Annotated in this window: 20 protein-coding genes; 9 read left to right on the forward strand and 11 right to left on the reverse strand. The window is 72.4% G+C overall.

Features of this window, described 5'->3' with window-relative positions; all coding sequences use genetic code 11:
* Positions 1-62: 62 nt before the first annotated feature.
* The gene (lysS, locus tag OG370_RS24470; protein ID WP_328467734.1) at positions 63-1,790 is read left to right on the forward strand and encodes a lysine--tRNA ligase; all 1,728 of its coding nucleotides are present in this window, start codon (positions 63-65) and stop codon (positions 1,788-1,790) included.
* A 345-nt stretch (positions 1,791-2,135) separates the two neighbouring features.
* On the opposite strand, the gene OG370_RS24475 is transcribed toward lysS, so the two are convergent.
* The 3 genes from OG370_RS24475 to OG370_RS24485 all read right to left on the reverse strand — a co-directional run bounded on the left by OG370_RS24475 (position 2,136) and on the right by OG370_RS24485 (position 5,824).
* Positions 2,136-3,803, reverse strand: coding sequence for a DUF2637 domain-containing protein (locus OG370_RS24475; protein ID WP_328467736.1), 1,668 nt, complete (start codon positions 3,801-3,803; stop codon positions 2,136-2,138).
* A gap of 251 nt (positions 3,804-4,054) precedes the next feature.
* Positions 4,055-4,798 (reverse strand): DUF3558 domain-containing protein, encoded by a 744-nt coding sequence (locus tag OG370_RS24480; RefSeq protein ID WP_328467738.1) that lies wholly within the window; start codon positions 4,796-4,798, stop codon positions 4,055-4,057.
* A 90-nt stretch (positions 4,799-4,888) separates the two neighbouring features.
* A complete protein-coding gene (locus OG370_RS24485) occupies positions 4,889-5,824 on the reverse strand; it encodes a hypothetical protein (protein WP_328467740.1) in 936 nt (311 codons plus the stop codon).
* A gap of 228 nt (positions 5,825-6,052) precedes the next feature.
* Here OG370_RS24485 and OG370_RS24490 point away from each other — a divergent pair, with 228 nt between their 5' ends.
* Both OG370_RS24490 and OG370_RS24495 read left to right on the forward strand, forming a co-directional pair.
* Entirely contained in the window at positions 6,053-7,246 is a 1,194-nt protein-coding gene (locus tag OG370_RS24490) for an RtcB family protein (protein ID WP_328467742.1), read from the forward strand.
* A gap of 187 nt (positions 7,247-7,433) precedes the next feature.
* Complete coding sequence (locus OG370_RS24495) at positions 7,434-7,850, forward strand: DUF3592 domain-containing protein (RefSeq protein ID WP_328467744.1); 417 nt, start codon at positions 7,434-7,436, stop codon at positions 7,848-7,850.
* A gap of 21 nt (positions 7,851-7,871) precedes the next feature.
* Here the strand turns inward: OG370_RS24495 and OG370_RS24500 are convergent, their stop codons facing one another.
* The 5 genes from OG370_RS24500 to OG370_RS24520 all read right to left on the reverse strand — a co-directional run bounded on the left by OG370_RS24500 (position 7,872) and on the right by OG370_RS24520 (position 11,318).
* The gene (locus tag OG370_RS24500; protein ID WP_328467746.1) at positions 7,872-8,636 is read right to left on the reverse strand and encodes an SDR family oxidoreductase; all 765 of its coding nucleotides are present in this window, start codon (positions 8,634-8,636) and stop codon (positions 7,872-7,874) included.
* 164 nt (positions 8,637-8,800) lie between these two features.
* Positions 8,801-9,319: a hypothetical protein gene (locus tag OG370_RS24505; RefSeq protein WP_328467748.1), complete on the reverse strand. Its 519-nt coding sequence runs from the start codon at positions 9,317-9,319 to the stop codon at positions 8,801-8,803.
* 91 nt (positions 9,320-9,410) lie between these two features.
* Complete coding sequence (locus tag OG370_RS24510) at positions 9,411-10,271, reverse strand: bifunctional 5,10-methylenetetrahydrofolate dehydrogenase/5,10-methenyltetrahydrofolate cyclohydrolase (RefSeq protein ID WP_328467750.1); 861 nt, start codon at positions 10,269-10,271, stop codon at positions 9,411-9,413.
* Entirely contained in the window at positions 10,268-10,888 is a 621-nt protein-coding gene (locus tag OG370_RS24515; protein ID WP_328467752.1) for a cyclodeaminase/cyclohydrolase family protein, read from the reverse strand. The genes OG370_RS24510 and OG370_RS24515 overlap by 4 nt, the downstream gene beginning before the upstream one ends.
* Positions 10,889-11,000: 112 nt before the next feature.
* Complete coding sequence (locus tag OG370_RS24520; RefSeq protein ID WP_328467754.1) at positions 11,001-11,318, reverse strand: DUF1330 domain-containing protein; 318 nt, start codon at positions 11,316-11,318, stop codon at positions 11,001-11,003.
* Positions 11,319-11,772: 454 nt separating this feature from the next.
* Here OG370_RS24520 and OG370_RS24525 point away from each other — a divergent pair, with 454 nt between their 5' ends.
* A complete protein-coding gene (locus OG370_RS24525) occupies positions 11,773-13,869 on the forward strand; it encodes a glycosyl hydrolase family 28-related protein (protein ID WP_328467756.1) in 2,097 nt (698 codons plus the stop codon).
* A gap of 107 nt (positions 13,870-13,976) precedes the next feature.
* On the opposite strand, the gene OG370_RS24530 is transcribed toward OG370_RS24525, so the two are convergent.
* Complete coding sequence (locus OG370_RS24530; protein ID WP_328467758.1) at positions 13,977-14,282, reverse strand: hypothetical protein; 306 nt, start codon at positions 14,280-14,282, stop codon at positions 13,977-13,979.
* Between the two features lie 263 nt (positions 14,283-14,545).
* On the opposite strand from OG370_RS24530, the gene OG370_RS24535 reads away from it, so the two are divergent.
* Positions 14,546-15,253 (forward strand): TetR family transcriptional regulator, encoded by a 708-nt coding sequence (locus OG370_RS24535; protein ID WP_328467760.1) that lies wholly within the window; start codon positions 14,546-14,548, stop codon positions 15,251-15,253.
* A gap of 34 nt (positions 15,254-15,287) precedes the next feature.
* On the opposite strand, the gene OG370_RS24540 is transcribed toward OG370_RS24535, so the two are convergent.
* Complete coding sequence (locus tag OG370_RS24540; protein WP_328467762.1) at positions 15,288-15,716, reverse strand: SRPBCC family protein; 429 nt, start codon at positions 15,714-15,716, stop codon at positions 15,288-15,290.
* A gap of 88 nt (positions 15,717-15,804) precedes the next feature.
* Here OG370_RS24540 and OG370_RS24545 point away from each other — a divergent pair, with 88 nt between their 5' ends.
* Complete coding sequence (locus OG370_RS24545; protein ID WP_328467764.1) at positions 15,805-16,350, forward strand: TetR/AcrR family transcriptional regulator; 546 nt, start codon at positions 15,805-15,807, stop codon at positions 16,348-16,350.
* Between the two features lie 160 nt (positions 16,351-16,510).
* Here OG370_RS24545 and OG370_RS24550 read toward each other — a convergent pair whose 3' ends face one another.
* Entirely contained in the window at positions 16,511-17,122 is a 612-nt protein-coding gene (locus tag OG370_RS24550; RefSeq protein WP_328467766.1) for a hypothetical protein, read from the reverse strand.
* Positions 17,123-17,228: 106 nt separating this feature from the next.
* Here OG370_RS24550 and hemL point away from each other — a divergent pair, with 106 nt between their 5' ends.
* From hemL to OG370_RS24565, 3 genes are all read left to right on the forward strand, one after another.
* Positions 17,229-18,536, forward strand: coding sequence for a glutamate-1-semialdehyde 2,1-aminomutase (hemL, locus tag OG370_RS24555; protein ID WP_328467769.1), 1,308 nt, complete (start codon positions 17,229-17,231; stop codon positions 18,534-18,536).
* Complete coding sequence (locus OG370_RS24560; RefSeq protein ID WP_328467771.1) at positions 18,533-19,210, forward strand: histidine phosphatase family protein; 678 nt, start codon at positions 18,533-18,535, stop codon at positions 19,208-19,210. Before hemL ends, OG370_RS24560 begins: the two co-directional genes overlap by 4 nt.
* A 302-nt stretch (positions 19,211-19,512) precedes the next feature.
* Entirely contained in the window at positions 19,513-20,832 is a 1,320-nt protein-coding gene (locus OG370_RS24565; protein WP_328467773.1) for a hypothetical protein, read from the forward strand.
* Positions 20,833-20,903: the final 71 nt, after the last annotated feature.

Genomic DNA, 20,903 nt, shown 5'->3' on the forward strand with positions numbered 1-20,903 from the left:
TCCGGCCGGCGGGGCCCAGGCCCCAGGAAAATCCATCGGAAACCCCCAGGAAGAAGAGGACCGTGGCTGCAAGCACCGAGGCCGACTGGGTCTCCCGTTTCGCGGACGACGTCATCGCCGAGTCGGAGCGCCGCGCCCCCGGGAAACCCGTTGTCGTCGCGTCCGGGCTCAGCCCCTCCGGCCCGATCCACCTGGGAAACCTGCGGGAGGTCATGACCCCCCACCTGGTGGCCGACGAGATCCGCCGCCGCGGCATCGAGGTGCGCCACCTGATCTCCTGGGACGACTACGACCGGTACCGCAAGGTGCCCAAGGGCATCCCCGGGGTCGACGACTCGTGGGCCGAGCACATCGGCAAGCCGCTGACGTCGGTGCCCGCCCCCGCCGGCTCCGCATACCCGAACTGGGCGGAGCACTTCAAGGCCGCGATGACCGACGCGCTCGCCGTCCTCGGCGTGGAGTACGACGGCATCAGCCAGACCGCGCAGTACACCGCGGGCGCCTACCGCGACCAGGTGCTGCACGCGATGCGGCACCGCGCCGACATCGACGCCATCCTCGCGCAGTACCGCACGAAGAAGCCCGCGCCCGCCGCCAAGCAGGGCCAGAAGCCGGTGGACGACGCGGAGCTGGCAGCGGCCGAGGGCTCGGGAGCCGCCGCGGAGGACGACGGCAGCGGCACCGGTACCGAGTACTACCCCTACAAGCCGTACTGCGCGCAGTGCGGCAAGGACCTCACCACCGTCACCGGATACGACGACGAGACCACCGAGCTGACCTACACCTGCGCCTGCGGCCACTCCGAGACGGTCCGGCTCAGCGAGTTCGACCGCGGCAAGCTGGTCTGGAAGGTCGACTGGCCGATGCGCTGGGCGTACGAAGGGGTGGTCTTCGAGCCGTCCGGCGTCGACCACTCCTCGCCCGGGTCGTCCTTCCAGGTCGGCGGGCAGATCGTCGGGCCGATCTTCGGCGGGAAGCAGCCGATCGGGCCGATGTACGCGTTCGTCGGCATCTCGGGGATGGCGAAGATGTCCTCCTCCAAGGGCGGCGTGCCCACCCCGGGAGACGCGCTGAGGATCATGGAGCCGCAGATCCTGCGCTGGCTCTACGCCCGCCGCCGTCCCAACCAGTCCTTCAAGATCGCCTTCGACCAGGAGATCCAGCGGCTGTACGACGAGTGGGACGCGCTGTCCCGCAAGGTCGCCGACGGCACCGTGCTGCCCGCCGACGCCGCCGCGTACGGCCGGGCCGTCGGCACCGCCCGCGGCGAACTCCCGCGCACCGTCCGCCCGCTGCCGTACCGCACCCTCGCCTCGGTCGCCGACGTGACCGCGGGCGCCGAGGCCCAGACGCTGCGCATCCTCTCCGAGCTGGACCCGGAGCACCCACTCAGCTCGCTCGACGAAGTGCGGCCCCGCCTGGACCGCGCCGAGGACTGGATCTCGACCTACGTCCCGGTCGAGCAGCGGACCGTGGTCCGCGACCACCCGGACACCGACCGGCTCGCCGCGCTCGACGACGCCGACCTCGGCGCGCTGAAGCTGCTGCTCGACGGGCTGGAGTCGCACTGGTCGCTGGACGGCCTGACAACCCTCGTCTACGCGGTGCCGAAGATCCGGGCCGGCCTCGCGCCCGACGCCAAGCCGACGCCCGAACTCAAGGTGGCCCAGCGGTCGTTCTTCGTGCTGCTCTACGAACTGCTGGTCGGCCGGGACACCGGTCCGCGGCTGCCCACCCTGCTGCTGGCCGTGGGCCAGGACCGGGTGCGTTCCCTGCTGGGCGGTGCCTGACCGGCCCCAGCGGGACAAGTGCCGGGCGGTGCCGGTCGGTGGGGGCCCCAGCGTGGTCCCTGCCGGCCGGCGCCCGCCGGGATGACGTGACGGGCCGTCGAGTCCGCTTCCATGCGCTCACGGTCGGCGGCGCTCGGGGCAGGGGCCGGCCCGTCGGCCGTTATCGGGGTGCCCGCGATCCGCGAGGCGCGGGGCCGTACCCCGGTGTCCCGGCCGCGTGCGTCAACTGCGGTCGCCGATCGACGCGTTGACGTCCGACGCGCGCCGGCCGCAGCGGCTGAAGGGAAGTCGATCGCCCGGGCGGCGTCCCGACCACGGACTCGTGGGGCGGCACGCCCCGTGGGACTACGGGATGTACTCGGTCTCCGCCTCGGACGTGTAGCGGTAGCGCAACTCGCGGTGCGCGGCGACGAGTTCGCGCAGCTCGGGCGCGTTGCCGCCGTATGCCTCCTCCAGCAGACGGGCGAGCTGGCGGGCGTTGGGGAAGGTGCCATGCTCCCGCACGTACTGGCGGTAGGCGGCGAAGTAGGCGTCCTCGACCGGCACGTCGTCGGGCAGGCGGAGGGTGCCGGACGGGTAGGTCGCGAGATCGGCCTCCGGCGCCGGTTCCGCCTCCGGCTCGGGCGCCGGGGCGGCGGTCCGCTGCTCGGCCGGGCCGGGTTCCTCGGAGCGCTGCCCGGGGAGGGAGACGCCGTTCGCCTCACCCGAACCGTTGACCGGGTTGCCGCCGATGCCACCGTTGCCCTTGCTCACGCCGTTGGCCGCGTCGCCGTTCGTGCCCACGCTGCCCAACGGGCGGGTGCGGTTGGGCCCGGCGGGCACCATCACCTGGGGCTGCGGCTGCTGGTGGGCCGGGCCCTGCCCCGGGAACTCCGCGCCGGGGAAGTCCTGCCCCGGCACCTGCTGTCCCGGCATCTCCTGCGGCGCGAAAGCCTGCTGCGGGTCGGCGTATCCGGCCGGGCCGTAGGGATAGGGGTACGGATGTCCCTGGGCCTGGGCGGCCTGCTGCGCGGCGAACCAGGGGCTGTCGTGCGGCGCGCCCTGCCAGTCCTGCTGGTAGGCCTGCTCCTGGAGTTGGCGTTCGTACATCTGCCGCTCGTACTCCTGCGCCTGGGCCAGCGCCAGGTCGAAGTCCTGGTCCAGCTCGCTCGCGGGGCCGGCCGGCTGCGTGGGCCGTGCCGCCGCGGCCGCCACCTGGTCGCCGCTCCGCTCACCCGCCTGCTCGCCAGTGGCCTGCCCGGCGGCCTGACCGGCGGCCGGCTCGCCGGTGGCCGGAGCGCTCGCCCCTGACGCGGCCGCCGTCAACTGCTTTGCCGCGGGCTGGAGTTCGATGCCGGCCGCCTCCAGGCCCGCGTCCGCGGTCTCGGACAGCGGTACGCCGTAGCGGGCCAGCCGCAGCGGCATGATGGCCTCGATCGGGGCCCTGCGCCGCCACGCGACGCCGTAACGGGCGCGCAGCCGGGCCCGGTAGACCAGCCGATCCTGCTCGCGCCGGATGACCTCTTCGTAGGAGCGCAGCTCCCACAGCTTCATCCGCCGCCACAGCCGGAAGGTCGGCACCGGGGCGAGCAGCCAGCGGGTCAGCCGCACACCCTCCATGTGCTTGTCGGCGGTGATGTCGGCGATCCGGCCGATCGCGTGCCGGGCGGCCTCGACCGCCACCACGAACAGCACCGGGATGATCGCGTGCATGCCGACGCCGAGCGGGTCGGGCCAGGCCGCGGCGCCGTTGAAGGCGATGGTGGCCGCGGTGAGCAGCCAGGCGGTCTGCCGCAGCAGCGGGAACGGGATGCGCAGCCACGTCAGCAGCAGGTCGAGCGAGAGCAGCACCACGATGCCGGCGTCCACGCCGATCGGGAAGACGTTCGCGAACCAGCCGAAGCCCTTGTGCAGGGCGAGCGTGCGCACGGCGGCGTACGAACCGGCGAAGCCGATTCCGGCGATCACCACGGCACCGGAGACGACGATACCTATCAGTATCCGGTGAGTCCGGGTCAAACGTATCGCGGCCACCCGCGACCCTCCTGCTGGTCGGCACCTGTCCCGTGAACTGGCCGACCCAGACTGCCACATGCGGGTGGCGTCGGGAGGATCGGTTGACGCCGGAGTCGACTCGCGGTCGGACAAACGTACGGATACGGGGCCCATGAGGCCGAGTTGTTACGCGCTGCGGAGGGCGGCGGACCGTGGCGGGCCGCAGCGGCGTTGCGGCAGCGTCGCGGCGGCGGCGTCGGAGGGGAGACGCAAGCGGCGTGGAAGCGGCGTTAGGCGTTGGCCGCCGCGATCGAGGCGACCACGTCCTTCGCGGCGCGCTGGGCGTCGCTGTTCACGGTCTTCGCGCTCGGGTTCTTCTTGCCCTCCAGGCCGGCGCCGTCGTACTCCACGATCAGGACGACGTTGCCGGTGCGGACCACCATCGAGTCGTTCTGCGACTTGACCTTCGAGACGATCGTCCAGCCGCTGATCGAGCGGGCCTCGTCGCCGAGCCCGGTCACGCCGGTGGCGGAGGTGCCCGCGGTCTTCTCCACCGCGGAGACCTCGTCGGTGAACCGCTTGTGCGCCTGGAGGTCGGCCGCGCCCAGCTGGGGGGAGGAGTCGTAGCGCTCCAGGGTGACCGAGAGCCAGCGGTACTGGAAGCCGTCCTTGCCGTTGCCGGTCCACGAGCAGCCGCTGCGGGAGCCGCCGGTGTCGGCGGTGTCCGTCGCCGTGCCGCCGCTGTGCTTGGCCTTCGGGACCAGCTTGCTGATCGTGTCCTTGGTGATCGTCTTGCAGGACGACGGCAGCGTCTTGAAGCGCGCGGGCGCGATCGGGGGTGTGGTGGTGGCGCTCGGGGTCGGCGCGGGCGAGCCGTTCTTCCCGCCGGAGCCGGAACTCGCGGTGGAGCCGGAGGCGGAGTGGGACGAGCCGCCGGAGCCCGAGGAGCAGCCGGCCACCAGCAGGGCGGGCACGGTCGCGCAGGCGAGCAGCACGGCCAGGCGGCGCTTGGAGGGGCGTCGACGTCGTTCCATGGTCTCGGGTTCCTTCGGCAGCGGAGGCGGTCGGCCGGTTCGGCCCACCACCCTAAGGGGTCGCGGTGAACCCCTGGCCTGCGCGCCGGTTCAGCCCTCGACTTTGTGCTGGAGGTCGCTCGCCACCTTCTCGGCGCCCTTCTGCAGGTCAGCGCTCTTCGGTGGCTGTGCGTCGGTGGGCGACGACTGCGTGTAGGTGACGGTCGCCAGGACGTTCGCGGTGCGGAAAACCAGTGTCACCGTGCGGCTCGCGCCCTTTCCGGGCTTCTTCGCCACGTCGTTGATGAATGCGGCGTTTCCCACACCGGACAGCAGCCGCGGGGCGAGATCGGGGCTGCCCGTGTTCGCGTCGTTCGCCCCGATTGCGTCGTCCGAGGAGCCGGTCGAGGACGGAGCGCCCGAGCCGGACGAGGAGTTGCCGCCCGCGCCGCTGGTCGCGCTGCTGCCGCTGGTGCCCGCGCTCCCGTTCGACCCGCTGTTCGCGGTCCCGGTCGACGACGAGGTGGTCGGGGTCGTCGGGCTCGTGGTCGACGGCGAGCCGCCGGGCGGGGTCGACGGGATCGACGCCGCCTGGGCCCGCTTGTCGAAGTCCGACGACGCCTGCGCCTCATCGCTGACCGACGGGTCGTACGACACCACCCGGACCAGGCTCAGGCTCAGCAAGCGGGAGGTGCCGTCGGCTGCCTTCACCTTCCACGAGCAGCCCACCAGCCGGTCGGTGTCGTACGTCAGGGACTCCGCGCCCGAGTAGTCCTGCAGACCCGGCACCAGCTTCTTCAGCGAGTCCGTGTCCACGGACGTGCAGGGCTGCGGCAGCGTGCGGTACTTGCCCGGGGGCGCGGACGAGACGCTGCCGCCCGTGACCGGCCCGGTCTTCCCGTCACCGTCCGCGCCGTCCGACGAGCCGGAGCTGGTGCACGCGCCCAGGGTGGCGACCGCGACCGCGGTCAGCACGGCCCCGGCGGCGAGCGGCAGCCTTCGTGTCGACGGCAACGTGGACCGCACCGGCCGGACCCCTTTCGTCATTCCTCGCGGGTAATTCCTTGGCGCATACGAGCGAGCCTTGGACACAATGTCTATCGCACCCGGGACCGAAACCGCCCGTCGGGGCGGTGCGCCGGACGGCCCGCGCAAGCCCGCCGGTACGACCCGATCGTCACGCCGTACGCGCCCCCACGGGCCGTGCGGAGCGTGTCCTCGCTCCCTTTCTTCGTATTGTCGCTCAATTATCCGTACCGCCATCGGGGGGAATCCATGTCGTACACCGAGCTGCCGGGCGTCCGCGTACCGATCCGGATGTGGGCCGACCCCGCGTCCGTAGAACAGGGCGCCATGCAGCAACTGCGCAATGTCTCCTCGCTGCCCTGGATCAAGGGCCTCGCGGTCATGCCCGACGTCCACTACGGCAAGGGCGCGACCGTCGGCTCGGTCATCGCGATGCACGGCGCGGTCTGCCCGGCCGCGGTCGGTGTCGACATCGGCTGCGGGATGAGCGCGGTCAAGACCTCGCTGCGGGCGGGCGACCTCCCCGGCGACCTCTCCCGGCTGCGCACCAAGATCGAGCAGGCCATCCCGGTCGGCCGCGGCCTGCACGCCGACCCGGTCGACCCGGGCACGATCCACGGGTTCCGCACCGCGGGCTGGTCCGACTTCTGGACCCGCTTCGACGGCCTCGCCGACGACGTGAAGTTCCGTGCCGAACGCGCCGCCCAGCAGATGGGCACGCTGGGTGGCGGGAATCACTACATCGAAGTCTCGCTCGATGCCGACGAAGCGCTCTGGCTGACCCTGCACTCCGGTTCCCGGAACATCGGCAAGGAACTCGCCGAGCACCACATCGGGATCGCCCAGGGCCTGTCCCACAACAAGGGCCTGGTCGACCGTGACCTCGCGGTCTTCGTCGCCGACACCCCGCAGATGGCCGCCTACCGCAGCGACCTCTACTGGGCGCAGGAGTACGCGAAGTGGAACCGGGCCGTGATGATGACCCTGCTCCGCGAGGTCGTCCGGAAGGAGTTCAAGAAGGCCAAGCCGGTCTTCGAGCCCGAGATCTCCTGCCACCACAACTACGTCGCCGAGGAGCGCTACGACGGCATGGACCTGCTCGTCACCCGCAAGGGCGCGATCCGCGCGGGCAGCGGCGAGTACGGCATCATCCCCGGCTCCATGGGCACCGCGACATACATCGTGCGCGGCCTCGGCAACACGGCGGCGTTCAACTCCGCGTCCCACGGCGCCGGCCGCCGGATGAGCCGCGGCGCGGCCAAGAAGCGCTTCACCACCCGCGACCTGGAGGACCAGACCCGCGGCGTCGAGTGCCGCAAGGACTCCGGCGTCGTGGACGAGATCCCCAGCGCCTACAAGCCGATCGAGCAGGTGATGGACCAGCAGCGCGACCTGGTCGAGGTGGTGGCGAAGCTCAAGCAGATCGTCTGCGTCAAGGGCTGAGCCGGGCGGGGGCGAGCTAAGGCCCGTGCCCGGCTGGTTCGCTCGGGTGCCGGGCCGGTGCACGCCGGCCCGGCCTGCGGCGAGTTCAGAGGTTTCCTTGAGGTGGGGTGGGGGTGGGGGTGGGTACTGTCCCGGGCACAGGGGCCGGGGTGTGGGGCCGACGGGGGAAACGCGAGGGGGACGCGCTATGGACGCGATGTTCTATGGGGTGCCCGCGCTGATCGGGCTGGTGGCGCTGGCGGTGGCGATCGGGAGCGTGCGGCGGGCGCTGGAGTTGCGGGCGGCATGGCGCAGCGGGCTGACCGCCGAGGGGCGGTGCCTGCGGACGTACACCACGCACAGCGAGGACAGCACCACCCACCACCACGTGTACGCGTTCACCACGGTGGACGGGCGCGAGGTCCGGTTCGAGGAGCGGAACGGGCCGACGACCCGGGTGGCGGGCGACCACGTCACCGTGCACTACACGGCCGCGCGGCCGGAGAAGGCGACGGCGGCCGCGCCGGGGGGCGTGAAGAACGCGGTGGGCGCGGTCGCGGTGGTGGCGTTCTGCGGTGTGGTGATCGCGTTCTGCGCGGCGTTCGCGATCACGGTGCCCGCGTAGCCGCGGCCGGAGCCGCGCGGCTCACTGCTCCCGGTGGACCTTGGTGTTGCTGGCCTGGGCGCGCGGTCGCAGCACCAGGAGGTCGACGTTGACGTGGGAGGGGCGGGTGACGGCCCAGGCGACGGTGTCCGCGACGTCGTCGGCGGTGAGGGGTTCGGCCACACCGGCGTAGACGGCCTCGGCGCGGGCGGTGTCGCCGTGGAAGCGGGTGAGCGCGAACTCCTCGGTCCTGACCATGCCGGGGGCGATCTCGATCACCCGCACCGGCTTGCCGTTGAGCTCCAGGCGCAGCGTCTCGGCGATGACGTGGGCGCCGTGCTTCGCCGCCACGTAGCCGCCGCCGCCTTCGTACGTGCCCAGGCCCGCGGTCGAGGAGAGCACCACGACGGTGCCGTCACCGGAGCCGGTCAGCGCGGGCAGCAGAGCCTGGGTGACGTTGAGCACGCCGAGCACGTTGACCTCGTACATGGTGCGCCACTCGGCGGGGTCGGCGGTGGCGACCGGGTCGGTGCCGAGCGCGCCGCCCGCGTTGTTCACCAGGACGTGCAGCGGGGGCAGGGCGTCCAGGGAGGCGGCGAAGGCGTCGACGGCGGCGCGGTCGGTGACGTCGAGGGCGTGCACGGAGGCGCTGCGGCCGTCGGCGGTCAACTCCTTGGCGAGCGCGTCCAGTCGGTCGGTGCGGCGGGCGGCGAGTGCGACGTGGTAGCCGGCCTCGGCGAGCCTGCGGGCGGTCGCGGCGCCGATGCCGCTGCTCGCACCGGTGACCACTGCGGTACGGGAACTCATGTCGGGCTGCCTTTCGGACGGTCCTGCTGCTGAGGCCGGTTGAGCCGGTCGAACCGGGTCGGGTCGGGTCGGTCGAACCGGGTCGAGCCGCTTGCCGGGCTCCGGACGCGCCGGACGGCTCGGCTCCTACCTGTTCAGCATAGGTGCGGCCGTACCGCCGGCGCTCAGGAGTCCGCGTTCAGCGCCCGCAGCATGATCCGCTGGTCGAAGGCGAGCAGGGCGACCGTCGTCGCGCACATCAGCAGCGCGAAGGCGATGTGCGCGGCCGGCGCGGTCGCCTCGACGCCGACCAGGCCGAGCACGAAGTGGACGCCGACGCGCAGCGCGATCAGGCCGACGGCGAGCTTGCGGGTCTTCTTGCCGCGCAGGATCGCCTTCGCCATCTTCAGCCGGCCGCGCAGCACGGTCCTGGCCAGCACCACGTTCACCACGGCCGCGACCACGATGACGATCCAGCCGTGCGGGTCGCTCTTGACGATGTCGTACGAGGCGCCGATCAGGCCCTCGAAGGCGAAGAACCAGACCGGGACGGGCTGGTAGCCACCGGTGGCGGTGCCGGTCCTGGCGTCGGCACCGCCCTTCGCGCCGGTGCCGGTGCCGATGCCGTTGCCAACGCCGGCGGGGTCGCCGCTCCGCGGGGACGGCCAGGTCGTGGTCTGCGGGACTGCCTCGGTGGTTGCCATGGACTCAGCTTCGCGTCCGCGGGAGTGCCGGCGGCAGAGCCGGACGTCCGGGGTCGGCGATGACATCTGTCATGTCCGGCCCCGCCGTTCGTCACCCCTCGGCCGCCCGGCGGGCGGCGAGCACGGTGTGCCGCAGCAGCAGCGCCGTGGTGATCGGGCCGACGCCGCCGGGCACCGGCGACACCGCGCCCGCCACCGTCGCGGCCGACGCGTCCACGTCGCCGGCCAGCCCGCCCTCCGGCGTCGGGTTGGTGCCGACGTCGACGACGACCGCCCCCTGGCGCAGGTGTTCCGCGGTGATCAGCCCGATCCGGCCGGCGGCCGCGACCACGATGTCCGCCTGCCGGGTGACCGCCGGCAGGTCGGCGGTGCGGGAGTGGGCGACGGTCACCGTGGCGTCCCGGTCCAGCAGCAGGTGCGCCAGCGGCTTGCCGACCACCGTGGAGCGGCCGACGACGGTGACCGTACGGCCGGAGAGCGGGACGTCGTAGAAGTCCAGGAGCTGGACGACGGCTTCGGCGGTGGCGGGGGCGAAAGCGGGCAGTCCGGCGGCGAGCCGGCCCAGGCTCAGCGGGTTCGCGCCGTCGACGTCCTTGGCCGGGTCGAGGGCGGCGGCCAGGTCCGCGGCGACCGCGCCCTTGGGCAGCGGGGTCTGGAGGATGACGCCGTGCACGGACCGGTCCGCGCTCAGCCGCTCCAACTCCTCCCGGATGAGCGCGGGTTCGCTGTCGGCGGGCAGCGTCACGAGGTCGCAGGTCAGCCCGGCCTTCTCGGCGGCGCGGGCGATGGAGCGTACGTACCAGGCGGTCGACTCGTCCTCGGTGGCGACCACCACGGCCAGCCGGGGCCGGTTCCCACCGGCGGCCGACTCGGCGGCGGCAAGGGCGACTTCGGCCCGGATCTCGGCGGCGCGCGGGCGGCCGTCCAGGGTCACCGAAGGCGTGGCGGTCATCGGGCGATCTCCTTGCGTACGGCCTCGGTCACGGCGTGGGCGCGGGCAGCGAGTCGGTCCACGCCGTCGATGGCGGCGGTGAGTTCGGCCCGTACCGCCTCGTCCTTGATGCCGCCGAGGTTGATCTCGACGTTCACCCGGGCGGTGGTGGCCGCGGCGCGCGCGGCCTCGGTGGCGGCGGCGATGTCGGTCACGACGTTCGGGTTGCCGAACGGCAGCAGTTCCTCGGCGAGTTCGACCACCCGGGCGGCCGCGGCGATCACGTCGGCCGGCGGCCGGGCGGCACCCGCGAGCGCGTCGGCGATGGCCAGCGAACGGGCCGCCTTCTGCTCGGCCTCGGCCCGCGGCAGCTTGTACGCGTCGGTGACGGCGGTGAAGGCCCGCGCGTCCTCCTGTGCCAACTCCAGCGCCCGCAGCCGCAGTTCGTCGGCCGCCGCGGTGATCGCGGCGACCTGTGCGGCATGTGCGGCGTTCTTCTCGCCGGTGGTGTAGCGGGCCACCATCGCCAGCAGAGCCGCACCCTGGGCCGCGTGCAGGGCCGCCGCCGCCCCGCCGCCGGGGGCCGGTTCGCGGGCGGCGAGCCGATCCAGATAGCCGCCGATCGTCTGGTCCTGCATACGGGCTCCCACCTCGCGCCTGGCCACTGCCGTCGTCGCCCCGACCCTATCGCCGGGGACCGCCGGGGACCGCCGCGACCGGGCGCGTCCATGGCCGTGGTCAACGGCATGCTCAGTGCTGCGAGGAGGCCCGGTAGCCGTCGGCCACCCCGGCGGTGAAGACGATGTCGGAGTCGGTGTGGTCGGTGCGGTAGCGCGCTATCTCGCGGTACGCGGGCGAGGCGTACCAGTCCCGCGCCGCCGCCAGGTCGGGGAACTCGATGACGATCAGGTGGCCGGGCCAGGTGCCCTCCACCACGTCCAGCACCGAGTCGTGGACGAGGAAGCGGCCGCCGAAGGGGTCGAGGGTGTCGGAGATACGGTCGAGGTAGAGGCCGATCTCGGGGTGCGGGGTGACGCTGCGCATGTGGGCGACGGCGTAGGCGGTCATGTGGGGCTCCTCGGGTCGTCCGGTCCTGCCGGGCCGGGGCGGTCGCCCCGCCGGTGCTCCGGTACGGCAGACGCTACGGAGGGCCGGCGCCGGCGGAATCCGTCACGCTTAGGTAGTCGCGCCGGGTGCGCGGCCCCCGCTGTCCCGCACCCGCCGGGCCCGTACACACCGCACACGCACCCGCCGGGCTCGTACGCCACCGCCTCCGCACCCACCGGCCCCGTACGCCCCGCGCACCGCTCGCGCCTCCCCGCGTCGCCCCGGCGGTCCCACCCGTCCTGCTCGCCCCACCCGTACGACCGCAAGTGCTCTCGATCGTTCCGCAAGAACTCGACTGGTAGGCGTAGTTGTTCGCCAAAGACGCGAAATACCTGTGCAGGAATCTTGTGGTGGCGGATCGGGCCGCCCTACTGTCACCTCACCGTTTCGCCCCCTCAAGAGAAACGAGCTAGCGATGTCACGGAGCATCACCGGTGCGGTGGCAAGTGGGCCCGGCAGATCCCGGCGAAGAGCGGCGGCCGCCTTCGCCGCGGTGACCGCGGCCGTGGTCGGCCTCGGTGTGCTGGCCGGCGCACCCGCGTATGCAGGCGGCGCCGTCCACGGCGGCGGACAGGGCGCGGGCCAGGCCGCGGCCGTCACCCGCGCCGCCCTCGACCCCTCGCTCGTCGCGGGCCGGGGCGCGGACCTGGGGTTCGCCGAGCAGGAGGCCGAGGGCGCCGCCACCGACGGCACGGTGATCGGCCCGGGCACGGCCGCGTACACCCTGCCCGCCGAGGCGTCCGGCCGCAGCGCGGTGACGCTGAAGCCGGGCCAGTACGTCGAGTTCGCGCTGCCGAGCGCGGCCAACGCGATCAACGTCCGCTACAGCATTCCGGACGCGCCGGCCGGCGGCGGCATCACCTCGCCGCTGGACGTCTCGCTGGCGGCGAAGAGCGGCGGCGGTGTCCAGGGCCGCAAGACGATGACGCTCACCTCGCAGTACGCCTGGCTCTACAACCAGTACCCGTTCTCCAACGACCCCGACGCGGACCTGCTCTACCCCGACCAGTGGATCACCGAGTGCGCGTGCGTGCCGGACCAGACCTCGCCGACGCCGACGGTCGCCAAGCCGTTCCGCCCCAACCACTTCTACGACGAGCAGCGGCTGCTGCTCGGCCGCACCTACCAGGCGGGGGAGAAGGTCCGGCTCACGGTGCCGAAGGGCGCCGCGACCACCACGGTCGACCTGATGGACTCGCAGCTGGTGGCCGCGCCGAAGATCGACCTGCTCGCGGCGAACGTGCTGGCCTTCGGCGCCGACCCGACCGGCCGCCGGGACTCCGCGGACGCCATCGACAAGGCGATCGCCTTCGCCAAGCGGGCGCATCTGAAGGTCTACATCCCGCCGGGCACCTTCCAGGTCGACCGGCACATCGTGGTGGACCACGTCACGATCGAGGGCGCCGGCAACTGGTACACGGTCATCAAGGGTCACCAGGTCACGCTGAGCAAGCCGGCAGCGGATGGCTCGCTCCACACCGGCGTCGGCTTCTACGGCAAGGACGCGGCGGACGGCGGCAGCAGCGACGTGCACCTGTCCGGCTTCGCCATCGAGGGCGACGTCCGGGACCGGGTGGACACCGACCAGGTCAACGGGATCGGCGGCGCGCTCAGCGACTCCACCATCTCCGGCCTGTACATCCAGCACACCAAGGCCGGCATGTGGTTCGACGGCCCGATGCACGACCTGACGATCACCGGCAACGAGATCGTGGACCAGACCGCGGACGGCATCAACTTCCACACCGGCGTGACCGATTCGGTGGTGCGGAACAACGTCGTCCGCAACACCGGTGACGACGCGCTGGCGATGTGGTCGGACAAGGTCGAGGACGCGAACGACACCTTCGACCACAACACCGTCCAGACGCCGGTGCTCGCCAACGGCATCGCGATCTACGGCGGCACCGACAACACCGTCTCCGGCAACCTGGTCGCCGACCCGATCCGCGAGGGCAGCGGCATCCAGGTCGGCTCCCGGTTCGGCGCCGAGGCGTTCACCGGCCACCTGTGGATCACCGGCAACACCACGGTCCGGGCGGGCACTTACGACCTGAACTGGAACATCGGTCTCGGCGCGATCTGGTTCTACGCGCTGGAGAAGAACATCAGCGCCGACATCGAGGTGACCGGGGACGACTTCCTCGACAACACCTACAACGCGATCATGCTGGTGAGCGACTTCCCGGTGAAGGACCTCTACTCGATCACCAACGTGCACTTCAAGGACATCAAGGTGGACGGCACCGGCACGTCGGTGCTGAGCGCGCGGGTCGCCGGCGGCGCCACCTTCCAGAACGTGCACGCCCGCAACGTGGGCGCGGTCGGCGTCAACAACTGCGGTTCGTTCAACTTCACGCCCAGCGGCTCGGAGTTCACGCTCACCGACCTCGGCGGCAACGACGGCGGGGGCACCACCGGGGACTGGCTCGCCCCGTGGGAACTGCCCAACACGATCACCTGCGACGACCGTCCCGCGGTGGTGCCGCCGCCGGCCCCCTCGGCATGGTGACGCGCTGAGCGCACGCCTTCGGTGACCGCGGCCGCCCGGCCCTCCCCCCGGGCGGCCGCGGTCGCGTGCGACCGGTGGCCGATTGCCCAGGTGTGCCTACGAGTTGCCTACGGGTTGGGGCGGCCGGACCTGGTGTTCACCCAGGCCGGACCGCCCGCCGCGTGGAAGACGGCCATCGGCAGCGCCCCGAGCGCGGCCGCGACGCAGGCCGCGCCGGGGTGGTCGCCGGGGCGGGCCCAGTACAGGCTCAGCCCGGCGATCACGAAGAGCGCCCAGCCCCCGATCGCGTTCGGCACCGGCCCGTTGCCCGTCACGCTCGGGTACGGGCGGCCGGTGATGCCGCTGACGAAGTGCGGCAGCGCGTTCGCGGCCATCAACCCGGCGAACGCGCTGAGCAGGACGGTCTGGGGCATGGCGGTCTCCTGGAGTCGAGAGCGGGCGGGCAGGGTGCCGGTGCCGGTGCCGGTGCCGGTGCCGGTGCCGGACCGCGGCCGGGGTACGGGCCCGGCCGCGGCGCATGGGGGCGCGACGCGGCGCAACACGGTACGGAATGGCCTGAAACGGTGTGCCGTGGCACGCCTCGGCCGCACGACGTGGCACGTTTCGTGCAACGCGTGTTGACTCAAACGACGGTAGCGGCCGCCTCCCCTTCGGTCAACGCGTGTAGGCTGAATCTGTGACGCCCCCGGATACGCCGCCCACCGCCTCCGACTCGGCCTCCACCTCTCACTCCGACTCGGTCTCCGGCCCGGCCCGGACGACCACGCGGGCCGAGCAGCGGCGTGCCACCGAGGCCCGTATTCTCGCCGCCGCGCGCCGGCTGTTCGCCGAGGTCGGGTACGAGCGGGCCACCGTACGGGCCATCGCCGCCGCGGCGTACACCGATCCGAGCCTGGTCACGCGCTATTTCGGTTCCAAGGAGGCGCTCTTCCAGCAGGTCGCGCGGATGGCGCCGGACGACATCTCCGCCGAGACGATCGAGGGGATCGCCGAGCAACTGCTGGCCGCGCTCGCCGACAAGCTGTTGCACGAGCCGACCGACGCGATGGCGGTGCTGCGGTCGATGTTCACCCGTCCCGAGGCGGTGGTGGAGGCCCGCGAGGCGATGCTGGAGCAGCAGCGGCGCACCGCCGAGCGGATCGACGGGGAGGCGCCCGACCTGCGGGCGGGGCTGGTCGGCGCGATCATGATCGGTTCGGTCGTCGGGCGGCACCTGCTCGGGCTCGACGGGTTGCGGGACGCCTCTCCGGAGCAGGTCGTCGCGATGCTGCGGCCGGCCTTCCACGAACTGCTCGGCGTCCCGAACCCCCCGAACCCTCCGAGCACCCCGAGCCCTCCGGCCGCTCCGGCCACCCCGAACTCCTCGGCCGCCCCGCCCGGTTAGCCGAAGGACGGTCGCCCGGCCCCGGGGGTGCGGCTCACTCCGGGGCGCGCTCCGCGCCGGCCTTCAGGGAGGCGGCCTCGGTGTCGACCATGCGGCGGATCGTGGTGGCGCCGAGGCGGCCGAGGAGGGCGCCGGCCGGGCCTTCCATGGCGAAGGTGAGGACGACCTCGCAGCGGTCCGCGCCGTCGGGACGGACGACGTGGTCGGCCCACTGCCGGACGCCGCCGGAGCTGCGGCTCCAGCGGAAGCGGCGGCCGGGCTCGACGGTGTCGACGGTGTACGTGGTGGGGCGGCGGCCCGGTTGGCTGAGGGTGACCGGCGTGCCGACGGCGAGTTCGGCCGCGCCGTGGACCTCGGCCGCGGTGACCGTGGGGGTCCACCGTGGCCAGCCGCCGAGGTCGGCCAGCAGCGCCCACACCGTCTGCGCCGACGCGTCCACCCGCACGTGCGTCTCGTACCGCATGCCCGCCTCCCGGGGTCCGACTGTCTTGACCATTTGGTCAAGTCGCTCGCCCCCACCCTAGCCCTCGCGGTCACGTAGGGTGAGGGATGTGAGCGCGAAGGACGAGTTGACCGGCGCCGTGCTCGATCACCTGCTGAGCGACGCCGGCCGGGAGGGGCTCGACGGGAGCCTGCGCTCGCTCGCCGGGGCGATCGGGGTCGGCCACTCGCTGCTGCTGTACCACTTCGGTTCGCGCGAGGGCCTGCTGGTCGCGGTGTACGAGGCGTGTGAGCGGCGCGAGCGGGCGCACCTCGCGGCCTTCGGCGCCGAGGACGCCGATCCGGGTACGACGATGCGCCGGATGTGGCGGCACCTCGCCGAGCCGCGGATGTGGCCGGTGTACCGCGTCGGGTTCGCGCTGCGGGCCCGCCGGCCCGGCGTGGACGAGACCCGCGAGCCGTGGATCGACGAACTGCTGCCGCTGGTAAGGGCGGTGGGCGTCCCCGCCGGCCGGGCCCGGGCCGAGGCGCTGCTGTGGCTGGCCACCAGCCGCGGCCTGCTGTGGGAACTCACCACGGGCGCCGACCCGTTGGCGGTCGACGCTGCGGCCGAGGCGTTCTTCGCGCACTACGGAACGGCGGCGCGCGAGCGCTGATCCGGGGCTTCCACCCGCCGACTGCGCCGCCGACTCGCCTGCCCCGGAAGGGTGTTGTGCGTGTCCAGGCCGTTGCGGTGATCCGCCAGCGGCAAACCGGGCGAAGAGGGCGAAGCGCGCCGCCGGACCAAGGGGCCCGGACGGGCCCCAGGGGGAGGTGCTACGGCCAGACCAGGCAGTAGAGCTGGTGGCCGGACTCCTCGCAGCGGCGGGCGAAATCCTGCCATTCGTGCAGCATCTGGTAGATCACGAACGCGTCGCGCGGGCCGCGCCGGTCGGGCACCGTGGACCAGATGAAGGCGGCGGCGCCCAACGACTCCTCGTCGGCGGTGCGCAGCGGGTCGACCACGGACGCGGGCAGCCGGACCACGGCGTAATCCGGGTGCAGGACGACGAGTTCGAGCGGCGGGACCTTCGACGGAGGTATGCCCTCGATGCCGGTGAGCACCATCGCGGCCATCGTCTCCGGCTTGACCTTGGTGTACATGCCCTGGCCGAGTTCGTCCCCCCCGAGTTCCTCCGGGCGCATGGAGATCGGGACGCGGGCCGCCGTGGCCCCGTCGGGCGCGCCGAAGTACTTGTAGGTCACCCCCACTCGGCCACCCCTGCTCCTGCCCTCTGCGGTCGGTCGCTGTTCCGGGTGGTCAGCCCCGGAGTCGTCGTTCTCCTGCGGTACGCGATCGGCGGGCCGGCGTCGCCGGCCGGTGGGACGGGGGTTTTCGGGCTCGCGATCGCCCGGCACGTCGCCCGGTTCACCACCGCGCTGCTGCATTCCACTACCCGACCATCCGTCGACCCAACCATGCAACCCGATCATCGTCTCAGATGCGAGGTCGAGACGTTGCGGCGCAACGCCCGTCGTTTGAGAGCATGTGCCTGTGAGCTATCCCTACGAAGCACCAGTGTCCCAGGAACTCTTCGACCGCGCGGCGGCCGTGACCCCAGGTGGCGTGAACTCCCCGGTGCGGGCGTTCCGCGCGGTGGGCGGCACGCCGCGGTTCATGGTCTCCGGTGCGGGCCCGTATCTGACCGACGCCGACGGGCGCGAGTACGTCGACCTCGTCTGCTCGTGGGGACCGATGATTCTCGGCCACGCGCACCCGGAGGTGATCGCGGCCGTGCAGGCGGCGGTGGTCGGGGGCACTTCCTTCGGGACGCCCACCGAGGGCGAGGTCGCGCTCGCCGAGGCGATGGTGGCGCGGGTCGAACCGCTGGAGCAGGTGCGCCTGGTGTCGTCGGGCACCGAGGCCACGATGTCGGCGATCCGGCTGGCCCGCGGCTTCACCGGCCGCGCGAAGGTGGTGAAGTTCGCCGGCTGCTACCACGGTCATGTGGACGCGCTGCTGGCCGCCGCCGGTTCCGGGGTGGCCACCTTCGGGTTGCCGGACACCCCCGGGGTGACCGGCGCGCAGGCCGGCGACACCATCGTGCTGCCGTACAACGACATCGAGGCCGTGCGGGCCGCGTTCGCCGCGCACCCGGGAGAGATCGCCTGCGTCATCACCGAGGCGTCGCCGGGCAACATGGGCGTCGTGCCGCCGCGGGACGGCTTCAACGCGAGGCTCAAGGAACTGTGCGCGGCCGAGGGCGCCCTCTACATCTCCGACGAGGTGATGACCGGCTTCCGGGTCAGCGCGGCCGGCTGGTACGGCATCGACGGGGTGCGCCCGGACCTGATGACCTTCGGCAAGGTGATGGGCGGCGGCTTCCCGACCGCGGCCTTCGGTGGCCGCGCCGACGTGATGGCCGCGCTCGCCCCGGCCGGGCCGGTCTACCAGGCCGGCACGCTCTCCGGTAACCCGGTCGCCACCGCCGCCGGGCTGGCCCAACTCCGCCTGCTGGACGCGGCCGCGTACACCCGGCTCGACGCGGTCTCCGCGCAGATCCGCGAACTGGTGAGCGCCGCGCTGGACAAGGAGGGCGTCGCGCACCGGGTGCAGACCGCGGGCAGCATGTTCTCCGTCTTCTTCACCGACGCCGAGGTACGGGACTTCGACGACGCGAAGAAGCAGGAGGCGTACCGTTTCACCGCTTTCTTCCACGCGATGCTGGCGCAGGGCGTCTACCTGCCGCCGTCCGCGTTCGAGTCCTGGTTCGTGTCGACCGCACACGACGAGCAGGCGGTGCAGCGGATCGCCGCGGCGCTGCCCGCCGCCGCACGTGCCGCAGCGGAGGCCCACGCATGAGTGCCGATCCCACCGAGCTGACCGTCGTGCACCTGATGCGCCACGGCGAGGTGCACAACCCCGAAGGGGTGCTGTACGGGCGGCGGCCCGGCTACCACCTCTCCGAACTCGGCCGGCAGATGGCCGACCGGGTCGCCGACCACCTGTCGGGGCGTGACATCCGCCACGTCGTCGCGTCCCCGCTGGAGCGGGCGCAGGAGACCGCGACGCCGATCGCGAAGGCGTTTTCGCTGGACATCGCGACCGACCCGCGGCTGATCGAGGCGGCGAACATCTTCGAGGGCAAGACCTTCGGGGTCGGCGACGGCGCGCTGAGCCGGCCGGCGAACTGGAAGTACCTCACCAATCCGTTCCGGCCGAGCTGGGGCGAGCCGTACGTCGACCAGGTGGTGCGGATGATGGCGGCGTTGGGCGCGGCGCGGGACGCCGCGCGCGGGCACGAGGCGGTGTGCGTCAGCCACCAGTTGCCGATCTGGATCGTGCGGTCCTACGCGGAGCGGCGCAGGTTGTGGCACGACCCGCGGAAGCGGCAGTGCACGCTGGCGAGCGTGACCAGCTTCACGTTCCAGGGCGACGAGATCGTCTCCGTCGGCTACAGCGAGCCGGCGATCGACCTGGTCCCGGCGAGGTTGCGGGCGGGCGCGAAGCCGGTAAGGGGCTCGGTGGGCGCGTAGGCGGGTAGGCGCACCCCGGGTCCGTCACGGAAGAGGGTGCGCACGTAGGCAAGGGGCGCTGGGAGCTACTCCCCGCGCCCCTTTTCGCTGCCCTTTCCGTCGGGGCACCGTGCCCCTTTGCTTGGCACCCTTCTCGCGCATATGCCAGCTCCAGGCCTCTTTTAAGGTGATCTGTTTAGCCCATAAGTGGGCTATTCGGCGGAGAGCCCCCGTTTCTCCATGACCGCGAGGAAGTGGTGAGGGGCAACGACGCGGACGCAGAACGCAGACGCAGAACGCAGACGCCGAGAGACGGGGATCGCATGAGTGCCATGACCCGAAGGGCCCTGTTGACCACCACCGCCGGAGCCGCCGCGGGTGTCGCCGTGGCGGGCTGCAGCGCCAAGGAGGGGGGCACCTCGGGCTCCGCCCCGAGTGCCCGCAAGACGGGGGAGCACTCCGGCGCGAGTGGCGCGAAGGCCCCGTCGACGACCGTGCGGCTGATCGGCGACGGCTCCACCGCCGACACCGGCCCGCAGCCCGGCCAGCCCGTGGTGGACCGGCTGGAGCCGGGCCAGACGCCCCCGCAGTTCGTGGTCTTCTCCTGGGACGGCGCCGGCGAGATCGGCAACGGCCTCTTCCCCCGCTTCCGCAAGCTCGCCGACGACCACGGCGCCAAGATGACCTTCAACCTCTCCGGCCTCTACCTGCTGCCGGAGGGCAAGAAGCTGCAGTACGCGCCGCCGAACAGCCCGCTCGGCGCCTCCGACATCGGGTACCTCGCCGACGACCACATCAAGATGACGCTCGACAACCTGCGGCAGGCGTGGAACGCCGGCCACGAGATCGCCACCCACTTCAACGGCCACTTCTGCGCCGGCGCCGGCAGCGTCGGCCGCTGGACCCCGGCGGACTGGAAGAGCGAGATCGACCAGGCCGTGTCGTTCGTCACCCAGTGGAAGACGAACACCGGCTGGCACGACGACGAGCCGCTGCCGTTCGACTACGAGAAGACCCTGATGGGCGGCCGCACCCCCTGCCTGCTCGGCCAGGACAGCCTGCTGCCCACCGCGGCCGCGCTCGGCTGGCGCTACGACACCAGCAACCCCGGCGGCAACCAGACCTGGCCGGACAAGATGCAGGGCCTGTGGAACTTCCCGCTCCAGCTCATCCCGTTCCCCGGGCACACGTTCGAGGTCCTGTCGATGGACTACAACATGCTCGCCAACCAGTCCCACGCCGCCACCAAGTCCGACCCGCGCAACTACCCGTACTGGCGCAGCCAGGCGACCGCCTCGTATGTCGCCGGGTTCCAGCGCGCCTACGAGACGAACCGCGCGCCCTTCTACATCGGCAACCACTTCGAGGACTGGAACGGCGGCATCTACATGGACGCCGTCGAGGGTGCCTTCCAGCACATCGCCTCGCTCGGCTACAAGGACGTGCGGCTGGTCTCCTTCCAGCAGCTCACCGACTGGCTGGACGCCCAGGACCCGGCGATGCTGGCCAAGCTGCGCGAGCTGGAGGTCGGCGGGCAGCCGCCCGGCGGCTGGAAGCAGTTCACCGGGCAGGTGCCGGCCTCCGACGCGACCGGGGCCGCCCCCGCGACCGGAGCCGCGCCCTCGGTGCCGTCGGCGACCTGACCCTCGCATCCTTACTTGGGGCAATTGCCGTCTTTGGGGTTGACGGTGGGGGGGGTGCGCAAGATCGTCCG

It is taken from the genome of Streptomyces sp. NBC_00448 (assembly GCF_036014115.1).
Taxonomy (GTDB): domain Bacteria; phylum Actinomycetota; class Actinomycetes; order Streptomycetales; family Streptomycetaceae; genus Actinacidiphila.